Source organism: Vibrio sp. YQ_11 (genome assembly GCF_043103065.1).
Taxonomy (GTDB): domain Bacteria; phylum Pseudomonadota; class Gammaproteobacteria; order Enterobacterales; family Vibrionaceae; genus Vibrio; species Vibrio parahaemolyticus.
Genome location: NZ_JBICJM010000013.1, coordinates 71,035 through 86,834, shown reverse-complemented (window position 1 = coordinate 86,834; position 15,800 = coordinate 71,035). Strand labels below are relative to the sequence as shown.

20 protein-coding genes are annotated in these 15,800 nt (G+C 45.5%); 16 read left to right on the top strand and 4 right to left on the bottom strand.

Translation table 11 applies throughout. From position 1 onward, the window contains the following. Positions 1-2 precede the first annotated feature (2 nt). The 16 genes from ACF8EG_RS10465 to ACF8EG_RS10390 are packed head-to-tail and all read left to right on the top strand — an operon-like array spanning position 3 to position 10,839. A complete protein-coding gene (locus ACF8EG_RS10465) occupies positions 3-458 on the top strand; it encodes a phage protein (RefSeq protein ID WP_053349582.1) in 456 nt (151 codons plus the stop codon). Positions 459-470: 12 nt separating this feature from the next. Then, a complete protein-coding gene (locus ACF8EG_RS10460) occupies positions 471-689 on the top strand; it encodes a TraR/DksA C4-type zinc finger protein (protein ID WP_064376253.1) in 219 nt (72 codons plus the stop codon). Further along, complete coding sequence (locus tag ACF8EG_RS10455; protein ID WP_064376252.1) at positions 686-1,183, top strand: hypothetical protein; 498 nt, start codon at positions 686-688, stop codon at positions 1,181-1,183. Before ACF8EG_RS10460 ends, ACF8EG_RS10455 begins: the two co-directional genes overlap by 4 nt. Next, positions 1,180-1,410 (top strand): hypothetical protein, encoded by a 231-nt coding sequence (locus ACF8EG_RS10450; protein WP_029559266.1) that lies wholly within the window; start codon positions 1,180-1,182, stop codon positions 1,408-1,410. Before ACF8EG_RS10455 ends, ACF8EG_RS10450 begins: the two co-directional genes overlap by 4 nt. A 2-nt stretch (positions 1,411-1,412) precedes the next feature. Continuing rightward, positions 1,413-1,700, top strand: coding sequence for a hypothetical protein (locus ACF8EG_RS10445; RefSeq protein ID WP_029559265.1), 288 nt, complete (start codon positions 1,413-1,415; stop codon positions 1,698-1,700). Continuing rightward, positions 1,697-1,960, top strand: coding sequence for a putative phage tail assembly chaperone (locus tag ACF8EG_RS10440; RefSeq protein ID WP_029559264.1), 264 nt, complete (start codon positions 1,697-1,699; stop codon positions 1,958-1,960). The genes ACF8EG_RS10445 and ACF8EG_RS10440 overlap by 4 nt, the downstream gene beginning before the upstream one ends. Positions 1,961-1,977: 17 nt before the next feature. After that, positions 1,978-2,145, top strand: coding sequence for a DUF6890 family protein (locus tag ACF8EG_RS10435; protein WP_392419434.1), 168 nt, complete (start codon positions 1,978-1,980; stop codon positions 2,143-2,145). A gap of 25 nt (positions 2,146-2,170) precedes the next feature. Beyond that, entirely contained in the window at positions 2,171-4,054 is a 1,884-nt protein-coding gene (locus ACF8EG_RS10430) for a phage tail tape measure protein (protein WP_392419432.1), read from the top strand. Further along, positions 4,054-4,395, top strand: a complete 342-nt coding sequence (locus ACF8EG_RS10425) for a DUF2590 family protein (protein WP_029559262.1) — start codon at positions 4,054-4,056, stop codon at positions 4,393-4,395. Before ACF8EG_RS10430 ends, ACF8EG_RS10425 begins: the two co-directional genes overlap by 1 nt. Beyond that, complete coding sequence (locus tag ACF8EG_RS10420; RefSeq protein WP_392419431.1) at positions 4,395-5,582, top strand: baseplate J/gp47 family protein; 1,188 nt, start codon at positions 4,395-4,397, stop codon at positions 5,580-5,582. The genes ACF8EG_RS10425 and ACF8EG_RS10420 overlap by 1 nt, the downstream gene beginning before the upstream one ends. Further along, positions 5,569-6,171: a phage tail protein gene (locus tag ACF8EG_RS10415; protein ID WP_052719886.1), complete on the top strand. Its 603-nt coding sequence runs from the start codon at positions 5,569-5,571 to the stop codon at positions 6,169-6,171. The genes ACF8EG_RS10420 and ACF8EG_RS10415 overlap by 14 nt, the downstream gene beginning before the upstream one ends. A gap of 11 nt (positions 6,172-6,182) precedes the next feature. Then, positions 6,183-8,714, top strand: a complete 2,532-nt coding sequence (locus ACF8EG_RS10410) for a phage tail protein (RefSeq protein WP_392419429.1) — start codon at positions 6,183-6,185, stop codon at positions 8,712-8,714. A gap of 4 nt (positions 8,715-8,718) precedes the next feature. Beyond that, the gene (locus ACF8EG_RS10405) at positions 8,719-9,255 is read left to right on the top strand and encodes an adenine glycosylase (protein ID WP_392419427.1); all 537 of its coding nucleotides are present in this window, start codon (positions 8,719-8,721) and stop codon (positions 9,253-9,255) included. A 9-nt stretch (positions 9,256-9,264) separates the two neighbouring features. Next, positions 9,265-9,954 carry a hypothetical protein gene (locus ACF8EG_RS10400; RefSeq protein ID WP_392419425.1) on the top strand — a complete coding sequence of 230 codons (690 nt, stop codon included), beginning with the start codon at positions 9,265-9,267 and terminating at the stop codon, positions 9,952-9,954. After that, positions 9,945-10,640, top strand: coding sequence for a hypothetical protein (locus ACF8EG_RS10395; RefSeq protein ID WP_392419424.1), 696 nt, complete (start codon positions 9,945-9,947; stop codon positions 10,638-10,640). Before ACF8EG_RS10400 ends, ACF8EG_RS10395 begins: the two co-directional genes overlap by 10 nt. A gap of 1 nt (position 10,641) precedes the next feature. Then, entirely contained in the window at positions 10,642-10,839 is a 198-nt protein-coding gene (locus tag ACF8EG_RS10390) for a hypothetical protein (protein WP_392419422.1), read from the top strand. Between the two features lie 930 nt (positions 10,840-11,769). On the opposite strand, the gene rsmS is transcribed toward ACF8EG_RS10390, so the two are convergent. From rsmS to dinG, 4 genes are read right to left on the bottom strand one after another with little or no spacing between them, the layout of a single operon-like run. Next, positions 11,770-11,934: a pleiotropic regulatory protein RsmS gene (rsmS, locus tag ACF8EG_RS10385; protein ID WP_005456217.1), complete on the bottom strand. Its 165-nt coding sequence runs from the start codon at positions 11,932-11,934 to the stop codon at positions 11,770-11,772. After that, positions 11,934-12,479, bottom strand: coding sequence for a primosomal replication protein (locus tag ACF8EG_RS10380; RefSeq protein ID WP_005456195.1), 546 nt, complete (start codon positions 12,477-12,479; stop codon positions 11,934-11,936). The genes rsmS and ACF8EG_RS10380 overlap by 1 nt, the downstream gene beginning before the upstream one ends. Next, the gene (locus tag ACF8EG_RS10375; RefSeq protein WP_025630840.1) at positions 12,476-13,261 is read right to left on the bottom strand and encodes a TSUP family transporter; all 786 of its coding nucleotides are present in this window, start codon (positions 13,259-13,261) and stop codon (positions 12,476-12,478) included. The genes ACF8EG_RS10380 and ACF8EG_RS10375 overlap by 4 nt, the downstream gene beginning before the upstream one ends. A gap of 14 nt (positions 13,262-13,275) precedes the next feature. Beyond that, positions 13,276-15,351, bottom strand: coding sequence for an ATP-dependent DNA helicase DinG (gene dinG / locus ACF8EG_RS10370; RefSeq protein ID WP_069505356.1), 2,076 nt, complete (start codon positions 15,349-15,351; stop codon positions 13,276-13,278). Positions 15,352-15,800: the final 449 nt, after the last annotated feature.

Genomic DNA, 15,800 nt, shown 5'->3' with positions numbered 1-15,800 from the left:
CCATGAGCATGCGTATTTCTGGCAAGAACATGCATTTCTCTTTGGGTGATTACAAGCTCAAAGCAAACAAGGTGACGTTGTCCATCACGGACAACTCAGCGGTAAACAAAACGGGCGGTGTGCCTGATGGCTATGTCGATGGGGATGTAGAAGCCAGTGGCGAAATGGAGCTGACAACGCAGCAGTTCAACCAGTTGAGCAAAGCAGCAAAACAAGCCGGTTCTTGGCGCGGTCTTCCTGCCTTTGATGCTCTGTTCTACGGAAAAATTGATAAAGACGAATTGAAGGTGGAAGCGTTCGGCTGTCGCATCAAGATTTCTGACCTGCTTGATATCGACACCAACGGTGGCAGCGCATTGCTTCACAAACTGCCTTTTGACGTGACCAGTCCTGATTTTGTCAACATCAACGGTACTCCTTACCTACGAGAAGACGAAACCGAAGACCTAACGAACTAAGCAGGGGGAACGATGGCAGATGTTATCGACCATGCCTGCGGTGTTGAAGCCAAATTCACTGAAATGGCGCTTGCCAACCAATTGGCAGGGGCGAAGCGAATTGAACAACGGGAAAGCGCACATGAATGCGGCGAATGTGGCGACCCAATCCCAGAAGAACGCCGCCAAAAAGTACCAGGTTGCAAGTACTGCACCCAGTGTCAAAGCGAATTGGAGCGAATGAAACGATGAACTTAGCGAAGCTCTTTATTGAGCACATCATCAAACCAGTCCTTGACCATCTGGATATGGCATCCGGTGGTAAAGGCAAACTCAACACTCAAGCAGCAATCAATCTGATCTTGATGATTATTGCTCATGAGTCTGGAAAGTTTACTTACTCAAAACAAGTCCGTGGTCCAGCGTTAGGTTTCACCCAAATGGAGCCAGCAACGTTCAATTGGCTTATTGAGTGGCTCGGAAAAGGTCGACCGCATTTGCTCGATGCATTGGAGATGTTTGCACCAATTGACGGCTTAGATGCGCGTTACATGGTGATCTCACCTCAGTTTGCGGTAGCGGCGGCGCGGCTTAACTTGATTCGATTCCCAGAAGTGCTACCCGATGCCGATGACCTAGAAGGTTTAGCGCGGTACGCGAAGAAGTACTGGAACACAAGTGCAGGTAAAGCAACGGAACAAGATTACCTGTTGGCATATCAATCCTTGATCGGAGAAGCAGCATGAATTTCCTTGTTGGCATTGTGGGCAAAACCCTACTCGAAGTGTTGAAAGGCCTCGTCTTTCAAATCAGTTGGACAATCATCCTTGAACGCTTCGCAACTCGACTTGTGGTGTGGGGCTTGGAAACCTTGAAAGGTCTAAGCACGAACGATGTTCTTCAAGACACGGTTGACGACATTATCGCGGCGCTACAAGGCAAGCGCTTGAAAGAAGTCCCTCAGAAGGAATAGCAATGGATTCATCATGGGTATCGGCGATTGTGGCAACCGTTGCATTGTTTATCGCCATCATCAATGTGGTTTTCGGCAGAACGGATAAAGGGCAAAGCACCTCACAAGACCATGACCGTCGTATCCATGCCAATGAGCTAGCCACTGAGCGACTGCGTGGCGATGTCGCAGAAAAGTACGCCACAAAGCACGAACTACGCGAAGCCGTAGACGACATTAAAGAATCTATGGACGGTCGATTCGACCGCCTAGAAGCCAAGTTAGATAAGAAAGAGCGAGAAGCAGCATGAAAACAATCGTTTTAACCATCGGTGATGATCTAGAACTTCACTTTGCACCAACAGAAGCGGAATACAGCGACTACATGAGTGAAGTTGCTAAAGGCGAAATCGTTAACTCTGCTCACAACTTCCTGATGAATACGGTAACGGACGAAAGCAAAGACGACTTCCGTGACCTAACCAAAGGTAACCCAGGCGCAGCACTTCAAATCGTTGGGGAAGTTCTGAAGGAATACACGCCGAAGCTGCAAATTAAAGTAAAAAAATAGACGCCCTTGTTCGGGCTATGGATTCCAACGAGCTCGAACAAATGCTTGCTTTGCGACGCAAGTGGTTGCCAGGCGAGACAGACAGCGAAGAGAACCTAGCAAGGGCGATTTGGTTAGAACAGCAGTATTGGAAAGGCATGCAAATCGCCACAGCAAATGGCGTAGCAAAAGCATTTAGCGGTTAGCTTTATTGGGCAAAAGGAAACATCAATGCTACCAGAAGCACTCAGATTCACAGTTGGACTTGTTGACCAGATTTCTAAACCTCTGGGCAACATTCAACGCAACTTGACCGATGTGGCTAACACGTATCGTGATGGCACTCATACCATGGTTGCAGGTGCGGCAGGGGTAGCAGGTGCAGGTTTTGCCCTACAAAGTGCATTGATGCCTGCCATTGAAATGGACCGCGCACTTGGTGAAGTGAAATCACTCGGTGTGGCTGATGATGCATTAAAGGCAATTGCTAAAACCGCGCTAAATTTCAGTGCTGAGTATGGTCAAAGTGCCATTGAAGTGATCCGACATTCAGAGGGCATCAAGAATGCCATGGGCGAAATGCCAGCCGATGTGATGGCAAGCGTTACTCGTTCCAGTGCAACACTGGCGGTCGCGATGAAATCGGATGCGGAAACCACAACCCGATTCCTCAAAAACCTTTACGGCAACTATAAAACCCAAGCAGATGCGATGGGTGTTGATGTTTGGGCTGCAAAAGTTGCAGGTATGACAGCAACAGCAAAACAGCTTTATGGTGTCGAAATGGATGCCATAGAAGGCATGGTTGATGGTATGCACTCTTTGACATCAACCTTGGGCGTTAGCCTTGAAGAACAGTTCGCTGTGTTTGGCATGCTGAAAGGGCAAATGTCTGATGGTGATGCGGTCACTCAATACACCAACTTCCTTGAAAATGCAGTGTCTGCGCAAGATAAGTTGGGCGTTTCGCTAGTCGGATCAAACGGGCAATTACTGCCAATGCAGCAGGTTTTAAAAAACTTAGCGCCATTGCTTGAGGGACTTTCTGGCACAGAGGCTCGAACTTTACTCGATGAAGCGGGATTGGGTGACGGAGCATTGATGTTAACCAACCTCGTCAATCGAGCTGATGAATTCGGCAGTAGTCTAGATGCACTTAAACAAGTCAAAGGATTAGATGCTGCGTCAGATATGGCAGCTACTATGACAGACCAATGGCAACGGATGGAGCAAGGTATGTTTGCTATTCGTGCCGCAATTGGTAGTGCGTTATTACCATCACTAGTGCCGTTGCTATCTTCCCTTGCTGACGGTGCTCAAGAAATTGTTGAGTGGACTCAACTGTTCCCAAATATCACCAAATGGATTGGCTATGCCGGAATCACGCTTCTTAGCTTTGTTGCGATTAACGGCCTGCTCACGATGGCAGTGGGTATCGGTAAGCAAGCTATGGCTTCGTACATCCTAGTCACTAAAGGTTACGGCTTGGCGGTCGCGGGTGTGAACAGCATTTTGAAAGCGTTCAAAGTGGCAATGTTGGCAGCAAACATCGCAATGATGGCGAACCCAATCGGTTTAGTGGTTGGTGCCGTTGTCGCAGCCATCGCCGCAGTGGGCGCACTGATTTACTACTGGGATGATCTGAAAGCATCGTTCGGCGACACAACATGGTTCCAAATCATCGAAAGTGCGCTTGCTCTTATCATGCTGCCATTCCAAACCCTATTCCAGTTCCTGAAAGCTGGTTGGCAATGGGTAATGAGCGGTTTTACCGACACGAGCGGTTTTGCCTTCATCGGTGATATGGCGAACTCAATGAAAGACATGTTTGCAGGTGTGTTCAATTGGATTACCGAAAGCCTTGCGGGTATTTGGGAGTCCGTAAAAGGGCTTGTTGATTGGATACCAGGTATTGGCAGTGACGAAGACCTACAAGTGAAATCATCATCAATGAATAACGCTTCGCCCCGTCTTCAAGTTCAACCAGGTGGCGCGGCGAAGAACATCGCCAATTACCAGACGAGCTCAACCAACTACGGCGGTGTGTCGATTTATCCAACGTACATGAGTAGCCCACAAGACATGGCGACTGAATTAGAGATGGCGGCAGGCTAATGGCGGAATACAAGTACCAAGATATTTTGATTGAGAACGGTGATGTGGTGCTCGATGCAGGTCGAAACCCTATCTTGATTCAAGACCGAGCAGTGATCGCCCAAGACATCAAACACGCCATTATTGAGAGCAACTTAGCGGTGGATTTAATCGCTGAGCGAAGCCCATCAAAGAAAGCAGATATTCGCACCAAGTTGGAATTGCTCGTTGAAGAGGACGTTCGACTGGTACCAGGTACCGTGCGTTTGGAAGAACCAACCGAAGGCACGATTTACGTGTTCGCAACCACCATTGATTTTGGTGACATGCAATTTGAAATAGTGAACAACGGAGAGCGTTAATGACTGATATTCCAAAACCAGATTATTCCGAACTGGTGAAGCAATCCGGTATTCCAACCGATCAAGCCGGTTGGAAGAAAGTGCTCAAGGAAGAGATGAACAAAGAAGAATGCATCATTTCTAACGACTCACCGTTTTCTCCTTTCTGGCGCCTCATAGAATCAACCGTGGTTAGCGTGACTTTGTGGCTGATTAACACTCTGTTGGTTGGCTATGTTTTACCAAACATGTTTGTTGCAACGGCGGTTGACCAATGGCTCGACCTGCTGGCATGGCAATGCAAACTCACTCGAAAAGGCGCGACGAAAGCCAAAGGCATGATCGCGTTTCAGCGCTCTGCGTCGAAAGGCCCTGCTCTGGTTATTCCGAAAGATACTTGGATTCAGACCGAACCAATTAACGGCACCATCTACCGTGTGAGAGTGCTTGCTGATACCACGATGCCAGAAAACGAAACCATGGTGATGGCAGAGGTGGAAGCCGAAAACGAAGGCGCAGGCTACAACCTAGGCGAAGGTTACTACCACATTTTGCCAACGGCGATACCGGGCATTGGTGCGGTGACCAACCCTGCAGAATGGTTGAACGAGGCGGGTTCGGATAAAGAAAGCAATGATGAACTTCGTTTACGTGTTCGTAACCAATGGAGCGCGGTTGCACGATGGCATATTGATGCGGCTTATCGCTCGCTGCTTACCAGTCGCGCAGGCATCAATGACGACAACGTGTATTTTGAGCATAACGCCCCGCGTGGTCCAGGTACCGCCAACGCGTTAATTCTTCTCGATACGGGTGAGCCTTCATCCGACATGCTTGCCGATTTGAATGAGTACATTCGCATTGAAGGGCAACACGGTCACGGTGATGATCTGCAAGTTTTAGCGATGCCAGAAACCACTCACGATATTACCTGCCGAGTTTGGCCGCAGCGTTCTTTGACGATGGAAGACCGCGAAGCGTTACGAGTGAAGGTGGAGCAATTCATCGGAGCAGCATTCCGACAAAACACGGACTACTCGCCAACGGTGACCAATCCGGTGCTTCGATTCAGTTTCTCTCGCTTAGGAAAAGAGCTACACGCCCAGTTCTCAGAGATTGAATCACTCGAATTTGATAACGCTGACATCATCAACAATCTGACCGTGCCGCGCATTAATACGTTGGAGGTGTCGATTGAACATTCCTGAGATAAAGCTGCGTTACTGGATGGGTAGAGGCGAGCTGGCAAAGTTCGCCCGAGCTATGCGCAACTATTGGGGACATGTAAAGGCAGCATTTGAAATGCCATTGCAACAGCATGACCCACTCACCGCACCAATGGCACTAGTGAATATCCTTGCTTGGCAACGTGAAATAGAACGACTAGGGCAAGAGCCGGAAGAGTTATTTCGAATCCGTGTGGCGCATGCCTACGGCTTTGCACGTGATGCGGGTTCGATTGCAGGTTGGGAAGATATGTTCGCCAAGTTGGGTTATCCGCATATTGGACAAGACGAACGTTTAGCCAATGTGCCTTGGGATGTAATCAGCCTAAAAATCAGAGACGGCGATTTAACCAACGTTCCTAAGCTGCTAGATACAGTAATCAGACAGTACGGCAGAACCTGCCGTCGTTATCAATACACCAGTTATGTAGAAATGCCTTTGGCCGCGCGAAGCAAGAACGTAGAAGCGCAGTATTCAACATCACACATCAAAACTCGACTAAACGTTGGCATGCTTCCAAATGTGCTCAACGTTGATTGCGAATATTACCAAGCCACAGTGAAAGGGTAAGGAATTTTAAAATGGCAAACAGCACCGATAAGTCAATTTTAACCGCCGCAGGTAAAGCACTGTTGGCACAGCTCAACGCAGAAGAAAAAGCTCTTGTGATCGACAAGATGATTTTCGCCAATGTGCCGAATCGTCCTGAGTACCCACAACCAGATGATGTGGTACCAACTGAGCATATCGTTCACCAAGAACAAGTAGAGCAGCGCGGTCGCCTTTCTGCAGACTCGGTAATTTATAGCTCAACGTTGACCAGTGATGTTGGTCCGTTCGATTTCAACTGGACAGGTGCATACTGCTCAGAATATGGCGTGTTGGTGACCATTGACCATCATGCACTAACACCAAAAACAGCAGATGAACCAGGTGTTGCAGGTAATACACTAGTGCGTTCGGTTGTTCTTGAATACAAGGACATTGCCGAAATCACCAATATCACCGTGGATGCATCAAGTTGGCAGTACAACGCTACAGAACGCATGAAGAAGATGGACAGCGATGTCGCGCAATCCATCATCGACCAGAATGGTAAAGACTGGTTTATCGAAGACGGTTTCTTAGTAACGCCATCGGGCAGCGCATACAGCATCAAAGCGGGTGCGGGTTATGTTTCTGGTAACCGTGTCGCTATGGAATTTGACCGCAGTGTTCAGGTACCAAACAAGCCATCGTTTATTTACATCGATGCACACCGTGAAGGTACACCAACAGGTGAGCAAGTCACGCTATTTAACTTTGTTGTAACCGCAGAAGAAAAAGATGACTACATCGACTCGTCAACGGGTAAGGATGTGAAGCACTTCGTTTGTAAGATTGCGCAGGTGCATGCTGATGGCTCGGTGAGTGATTTGCGGCCTGAGGGGGAGAGTGCGACAAGAGCTTGGGTCACTGATGAATTCAATAGAAGACAATATTTCGCACCGGCTTATATCAAGGACATGTGGCATTCATCTAAAGATATGAACGCACTGATTCGACGAGTGCAAGCCGAAGGAGGGGGGGACATCGTTCTTGGCGATTTCAATTATGGCATTGATATTGACAGCGACTTGGTTACAACTGATGGTTATGGCACCGGTTGGCAAGTGCCGTTCAAAGACATAGGGCAAGGTCAATCAGAGAGCATATCATTCATTACCACTGGTGGTACTCGATTACATGCGATGAATTCCAACATGATCATGTTGAGAGGTTCGCAAAACTTTGTAAAAGTCAAAGGCAATGGTTCATTTAACGGTGCTGGAAATAGCAATGTCATTGACGTTGCGTTTGTACCAGAAGACATGAACACAAAGCAAAAAGTCTCCCAGCAGTTTTGTACAGTAGAACCGACGATTTCATTAGCCCATTCGAGGTTTGGAGTTGTTTACCAACCGGGAGCTAGTGAGGGTGATGATTATCTAGGTTCGACGTCAGGTAGTTATTATCATGATGTTGGCTTCAATTTCTACAATGTAGATTATCCTTTATGGTTCAAAGAACCACCATTTGCTCGCAATAACCTGACCACGACAGTGAATGTTGCAAACGTGAAAGGAAACCACTGTATATCATCATTTAAGTGTGATGCAGGCGATTTCAAAATGAATAACTGCCGCTTTGAAGGCATGACCGGAGAGGTGTTTGAATTTAAAGAGCGTGCTGAGAACTCAACATTGGCAAATCTAGTTAAGATATCAGATACCGTCTTTGAAGTTTTCGGTGCAGCAACCCATGTTGATAAGTGGGGTGTCATTTTAGGAAGTGAAGTCTATTTCATCAACAATCCCGCTAATCCTGCTGTAATAAATGAAGTGCGAACGGCGAGTACACAGACGGGTAAACAACGTTATGGTTCGTATGGTCAAACAGAAGTACGTCAGCACGTTATAGAGCAAGCTGTAACGACAGAAAGTGGAGATGGTATTCAAGTATCACAAGTACTGTCAGCATCAAATCGACAATTAGATATTTTTTGTACCAATGTGGACTTGGTGACGCATAACGCTAAGCAAAAGTTTAATAAGTTAACGGTAAATAATCCAAACTGTGATGGGCAAATTCTAAGCCATACAGGCAATTACGGTGACTTAACTTATGTTTCAGGCGCTGGTTTGAGTGGCGTATCATCAATGACCCAGTTACAAGGAGAACCACAAACAGGTTATACCTACGATACTTTAGTTTCGAATTCAGGAGCTAACATTTACATGGTTCTTGGTAGTGGTAATGTATTAAATGCAACAGGAACATTCGGGAAAATATCTGACAAGCGAACAAAGGAAGAATTTGTTGCATGTCGAGACTATACCGAAGACTTAATGAAGTTAGTTGTTGGTACGTACACTTCCAAAGTTACAGGTACTAAACAAATAGGACTGTTAGCTCAACAACTACAAGAAGTTTTTCCATCGCTTGTTGACCATATTGGTGATCTAACGTTGCCTGACGGATCCGTAGTAGAGGACTGTTTAGCAGATAAATCCACGCCGCTTATTTATATGTTAATCAATGTTGTACAAGCGCAACAAATACGTATCGAAGCTCTAGAGAGCAAATGGAATTAGGCATATGCTAACCCTAAACGGTATTCAAATCTCACTCAAGAACCTACGCATTAGCGTTCGCCAACAACTCGCTGGGCAGGATATGTCCGGTCAGTCCTCGGCAACCGACCAAGCGGAAACAGGTAACAAGGGCAAAGTGTTAGCGGTGAGTGGCATCATCCCTTTCAGTAAACCTGAGATCTTGAGCAACCTTTTCAACATGGCAGGTGGGCAGCAAGAAAGCGCCCGCCAAATCTATCGCATTAGTAACAAAACCGCGTCGACGCTCAAAGTTCGAGAGGTCAAGTTTCAGGGCACAATCCGAGCAGATGAACAAGAAAGCCTAAGACAATGGAGCGTTGCGTTTGAGTTGGTTGAGCATCTTTCGGTACCGGAACGAGTTGAACAACGTCAACAAGACCAACCTGCAACACAGCAGCAAGTCCAAGGGGTAACCACTCCGGTTGAAGCTGGACAGAATGAAGACATACCACCGGACACAAGCATTGAGTTAACAGGTGTAATGAAAGTGCTCAAGTCAATTGATGATGCTTTGGCTTAAAGGTGACTCATGACGATAACCAACAAATTCACGTGTCGTGCTTATCTCGGTAGCCAAAAGGTAAAGACGAAAGACCACCGTGTTCTTTTTGATGTGAACACGCCAGCTCGTTGCTCCATCAAGGTGGAAGGTTCACCGAAAGTGAATACTATCGTTGCGGTAGACATCGGCTGGGGTGACAGCATATCACGTGTGTTTCTAGGGTATGTTGAGAGAGTCCAACCTGCAGAAAAAGGATGGTCAGAATTGTTTTGCCGCGAACTAGCGGCATTACTTTTCAAGCCACTTGATGTCACGCTGAGACACCCAACCTTGATGCAATTGCTCAGTGATGTGACCAACAAAACGGGGTTGCAGTTTGTGGTACCAGAAGCAGCTTACAGCAAAACGTCAATCCCTTGTTTTTACAGTGACGGCAATGGTTACCGTGTCATGGATGAGTTAGCCCAAGCTTTTGGTATTGATGACTTGTTTTGGCAGCAACAAGGCAATGGTCAGATTTACGTGGGAAGTTGGAAAGATTCATATTGGGCAGATAAGCCGGTTAACATCCCTGATAATTTAATGACCAACCGAACAGCGTCAAAGTCAGTGAAAGTCCCTGCCATTCCAAAACTAAGACCCGGTGCGATAGTTAATGGTCATCGTTTAGTTGGTGTTGATTTTCAAGGAACAGAGGTAAAACTAACATGGATGTAAAAGCGATTCAGCGCATCATTTTTCGTTTGTTCCCAGAATTAACCGGACGATGGCATTTGCCACGATGGGGAAAGGTGGTTGCATTATCAGAGCTGCCAGAAGAGGGTGACATATCTGACCGCTTTTATCCTCACTACGCAGTGGATGTTCAACTGTTGGATGAAAGGGGCGTGGAGTTCAAGAACAAAGCACCACTTCAAGCGGTGCCATTACCGATACCAGGTGTCGGTGAGTATGCAGGAAGACTGGAACCACCTGCGATCGGTAGCGTTGTAGAAATCGGTTTTATGTTCGGACAGCCAGACAAACCTTTTATCCGTTGTGTTCTTCCGCTTGGGTTCAAGTTACCTGGTATCAAAGAAGGTGAAAGCCGATACCAACAACGCCAAGGTGTTTATCAGTTAGTCGATAAAGAAGGCAACTTTGAACGTAAGACCGACAAAGACGAAATCATCGAGTGCTTGAATAAACGGGTGCAAGTATTGGAAGACCAGATTGTAAAAATCAACAACAACCACACGGAAGTCATCAAAAACCTAAAGTCCACGTCTGCAAAGAAAATCATTGAAGTGGCTGATCTCATCACCATGAACGGCGGCACTGGTGTTTGCACTGGGCAAACCATTTGCCCGTTCTCTGGTAAGAATCATGTGGATGTATCTAAAACAGTTAAGGCAGGTAAGTAACATGGCAATGGGTAAAGAGTCACTCAAACAAAAGTTAGAAAATGAATTGCAAGCACAAGGCTTCGTCCTTACTGGTGATTTCGCAATGGCAGGCAAGATGGCAGAGGCGATTGCCAATGCTGTTTATGACGAAATCACACAGAATGCCAAGGCAGATGTAACAAGTGGTAGTTCAAAAGGACAGTACTCAATCATCTAGAAAACATTCTAACCACACCAAAGCGCCCATAACGGGCGCTTTTCTTTTTGTCTGAACATCGAGCGCAATCCCAAGCACCTAACGCCTGAGAGACAACCAGAAACGCTGAGCCACGTAAACGAACCTTTCGGTGACGTAATCCGCACTCCTCCTCCCCACCTGCGACGTTTTCGGATCGCGTTTTTTACAGTTTTTAAATGTCGAAATTAAGACACCAGAGAAAAGCACAGTGTACACGCTAAAGCCTTAGCAATAGCGCGCTTCGAGAAAATAAAAGACCTCTGAGAATCGCTTATAGAGTGTTTTTAAAAATTTCAAAATTTGAAAAAAATTTCAGAGAATTGAGATTTGGACGATCTGAAAAGATCTTTTGTCTGTTTGTAAGTTGTTGAAATATATAGGTTTCTTATAGGTTTCGTGATGGTTTGTGATGATCTGTTGTTGAAATTGAAGATCAGAAAGAAAGGCGAAGAAGCCTTTTGCCATAAGGCGTGAAAGAGTTTTTTGAAGATAAAACAGTTTTTCAATTTTCTAGACAATATAATTTGACGAAAAGACAGCAAATCAGTCAAAACTAACGCAAAAAATCCCCGTTTTCGTGGAGGTTGCATGGGAAGAACTAAGGCTCATAAATACATACCAGTACAGGCGGAGTTGGTAGAGTTCATCTGTCCGAGGCAAAGCCCTTTACCGGATAACTCGTTAACTTCGAAGCACAAACCAAGCAATTAACTTTCAATGTGTCGCCATTTTGCCGCCATTATTAATTTAACTTTATCTTAAGTTAATGAAAATTAAAGGATAAAGTATAAAAGCAATATTAAAGCTGATTACTTTCATTATTTATCCTTTTGAGGGCGTATTTTTCTAGAATGGTATCATTCTGAAAGCGTAGTGAAAATGAATCTCAACAAAAGAAAAAAGCGCGTTTTACTGCGCTTTCAATTTGTTTTCTAAATCTGTTTGTACGATCTTCAATGCTTTAATCGCAACTTCTGGATCAATCTCGTTGGTTTCAAGCAAGTAGATCAAATCAACGGCCAGCTTGATCTCTTCTGGCGCGTCATCAAGAGGAGAGGTTGGTTGGTCTGCCATTATTGGTGCTTTTCCCTATGTGTAATTTGATTTTCTAGTTTAAGAAGCGCTGCCTCACAACGAGCTAAACGTTGCTCTGTCGCCAGTAATACTTTCTGAGCTTCAGCTCGCATAAAACTAGGTGCAGTTTCCACTGCGCGTTCCTTTTCTAACACCATTTCTCGCAAGCGTCTTGCCCATTCTTGGTGCTGCGCGAGCTCTTGATAAAGCACGTTAATTGGTTTGCGAAAGTGGCTGCTATGCTTGATTTCATTCTTACGAATTTTGGTGGTAGAAATCTCTCGCTGAATTGCGCCAATTTGCGCTACGAGTCGTTCGGTGAGGTACTCCGCGCGCAAAGCGGTGAGCTTATTTTCGTTTTGCTCTCGGATAATTGCGTCCAGTGTCGATTTCGCTTCTTTTACGCAAGGGGTCAGTAAGCGAGAACGGCAGCTAAATAAACGTTCATCAAACAACGGAACGTGATGCTCTCCTCGTTGGCGATCCAATGTCGCGGCTTGATTCGCCATGTGTTCTAAACTTTGCGAAAGTTGTTCGATGTTCATGATAAACCTACAAACCAAGCGTCATAAGCCAGCTTAATCGCCAATACGCTCACGACCGTGACAAAAACGGGACGAATGAACTTAGAGCCGAATCGAATTGCAGAATGCGCACCAACAAATGCCCCAGCCATTAAACACACACCCATTGTTAAGCCTAGCACCCAGTTAATATGACCTAAAATAGCGAAAGTAATAAGTGAGGTAAAATTACTGGTGAAGTTCATTGCTTTGGCTAAACCAGAGGCGAGCAATATATTGAGACGGTACAGCGCCATAGAACTTACAGTCCAAAACGCGCCTGTTCCTGGACCGGCTAATCCATCGTAAAAACCAATCGACAAACCTTGCAGGTACTGTTTTTTATGCAGCTTTGGGCAAGGCTCTGGTATTGGGCTTTGATGAGGGGAATGTGGCGTTTTGTGGAATACAGTATACAGCGCAGCGGCTAATATAATAAGAGGCAAGACTTTTTCTAGCCAATCCGTACTGATGGCATCGACAAAGAGCGTGCCCAATGCTGCGCCGACAAGCGTTGCTGCAAACGCGCGCCCCCAACACTGAGGTTTGAACAAGCGTTTTTTGTAGTAAGTGAATGCGGCAGTTGACGATGCAAAGGTAGCAGCCAACTTGTTCGTCCCCAAAGCAATGTGAGGAGGAAGCCCCAAAGACAGCAAAGCAGGGACGGTTAGCATCCCTCCACCACCTGCGACTGCGTCAATAAATCCAGCAACAAAAGCGACTAGCGCCAACACCAACAGCATTGTCGGCTCTATCATTTCCATAAATTCTTATTCTTCTAATATTCTATTTTTCGTTTAAATGGCGGCAGTGAGTCGATAAGTGCTTGCCCGTAGCGTTTGGTTACGAGGCGTCGATCCAGAATGGTCACTCTACCAGAATCTCGTTCTTTACGCAGTAGGCGGCCCACGCTCTGGATCAGCTTTTTGCTCGCATCAGGTACAGTGATTTGCATAAACGGGTTGCCGCCTTTCTTTTCTATGTATTCTGAATGCGCTTGTTCTACTGGAGAGGTAGGAACACCAAATGGAATTTTGGTAATCACTAAGTTTTCCAGTAACTCTCCTGGCAAATCGAGTCCTTCCGAAAAGCTTCCTGTACCAAAGAGAACGCTGGTTTTGTTTGTTTCTACAAGCTTTTTATGTTTTTTTAGAATTTCTTGACGAGAACTTTCGCCTTGTACTTGCAAAGCCCAGCCTCGTTTTATGAACTCTGAAGACAGCGCTTCTGCGACTTGGTTCATCTGCCAGTAAGAAGAGAATAATACCAAGTTGGCCTTTTTGTCTTCTAAGTACTTAGGCAAGATCTCAATAAGATATTCAGTAAACTGAGGTGCAGATGGTTCGTACTTCATTGCAGGTATGAGTAACTCAGCTTGGTTTTGATAATCAAAAGGCGAAGCGAGTGCCAAAAACTGAGTCCCAGATTCTGGCTTTCCATCAATGCCTACTTGATGGCAAAAATAGTGGAAAGAGTTCAACGCTCGCATTGTTGCTGAAACTAATACGGCACCAATACAACGACTCCAAATCTGTTGGTCTAGCTGCCATCCGATCTCAAGAGGGGAGACGCTCACAATAAAATCGCCTTCACGATCGGGGTGAGTTTCTAGCCATCTCGCTAAAGGCGCTCCTTTTTCTCGTGTTGGCTCTGCCATCAAATGCCAAACTTGAGCGAGGTTCTCAAGTCGTTGAATATAGAAACCTAGTTCAGCGAGCGCAGGCTCGGCCAATCTTGCCGCGAGTTCGCCATCTTTGACTCTTTCTGCGATAAGATCGGCGATTTTCGCGACGCTTTGGTTTGCTTTCTTGCTGAACTGCTTTAGCTCTTTAGATTGGTTTTCTAGCCAAGTTGGCAGTTCGCCATGTTCAAAGCGGTAGATGCCTTCTTCAAACTGAGCTGGGTCGAACTGTTTAGTCAATTGAGTGAGCGCAGGTATTAAGTTTTGCACGGAGTCTTGCAAGTCATTGCGGAAACGAGCGACACGTTTCTCATCAGCCAGTGATGAAAATTTACTGATTGACTGATTCAGCTTCTCTAGCCACGCTGCTGCGCCTTTTAAACTCGCGGATGCTGAAGCGTGATCACGGGCGACGTGAGGCAGGTGGTGAGCTTCGTCAAAGACATAAATCGTATTTTCTGGCTCTGGTAAGATTACGCCACCACCTAAGTCAGCATCAGCCATAACGAGAGAGTGATTCGCGATGATCACGTCATTTTTATCTAACTCAGAACGCGCCTTTTGAAACGGGCACCCTCTGTGACCTGGCAAACTGTTATTGCAGCTGTGCTTGTCACTGACAATCAATTGCCAGATGCGGTCGTCTATAGGTTTAGGCCAAGCGTCGCGGTCACCATCCCATTTCCCTTGAGCGAGTGAGCGATACATGTTTTCCAGTAATTCAATGTCTTTTTTCTTTGGCTTGGTCTCAAACATCGCTAGTTGACCGCCATCCACACCACTGGCTGTTGCGAGCTTTTCTGCGCAGCAGTAGCGTTGCCTACCTTTGGCAAGAATGAAAGAGAATTCTCGGTCTGTAATACGACGGAATAGAGGAAGGTCTTTATTCACTAGCTGTTCTTGAAGCGCGACGGTTGCCGTTGAGATAACGACTTTGCGGTTGTTATGCACGGCAACTGGTATAGCGGCCATCAAATAAGAAAGTGATTTACCGATCCCTGTGCCTGCTTCTGCTACCAGTATTCGATTGGACTTATGATATTGACCACAAAGCGTCTTTGCGATTTCAGCTACAAGATAGTTTTGAGCTCGTCTTGGTACAAAGTTATCGAGTTGGGCTTGTAGGTTTTGATAGCTATTGCGAATCGATTTTTGAATGTTACTGGTCAGCATACGGGCCTCAAATGCGTTGGAGCCGAATAGTAGCACACATCACTAGTTGTACAGTAGTTCACAAAACGGAATGCTTTTGTAAGGAATCTAGATCTTCTTCACAAAAAAATATTGAACTCCATATCAATGCAAATAATTTCATTATGTGAAAAATATAAAACTTCAAAAATGTAAATTTGTTAGATTTTAATGCTGTTTTGCGTGTTTTTAAGTTTGTTTTTAGATTTAAATTTTGATTATTAATGGGATGATAAATTGAGGAAAATCAAGCCGATAGTTTAGATGTTCATCGAATAAATTAAATAAAGTAAATCAAGTTATTGTTTTTATTGGTTATTTTTATTTTTTGATATTTATATTTAGAAAATTTGACAGGCAGAATAATCTTTTGCAATCTAGTGCCCAGATTTTGTAGGTCATGCATTGTTACGAATCGATAACAAGTGGCC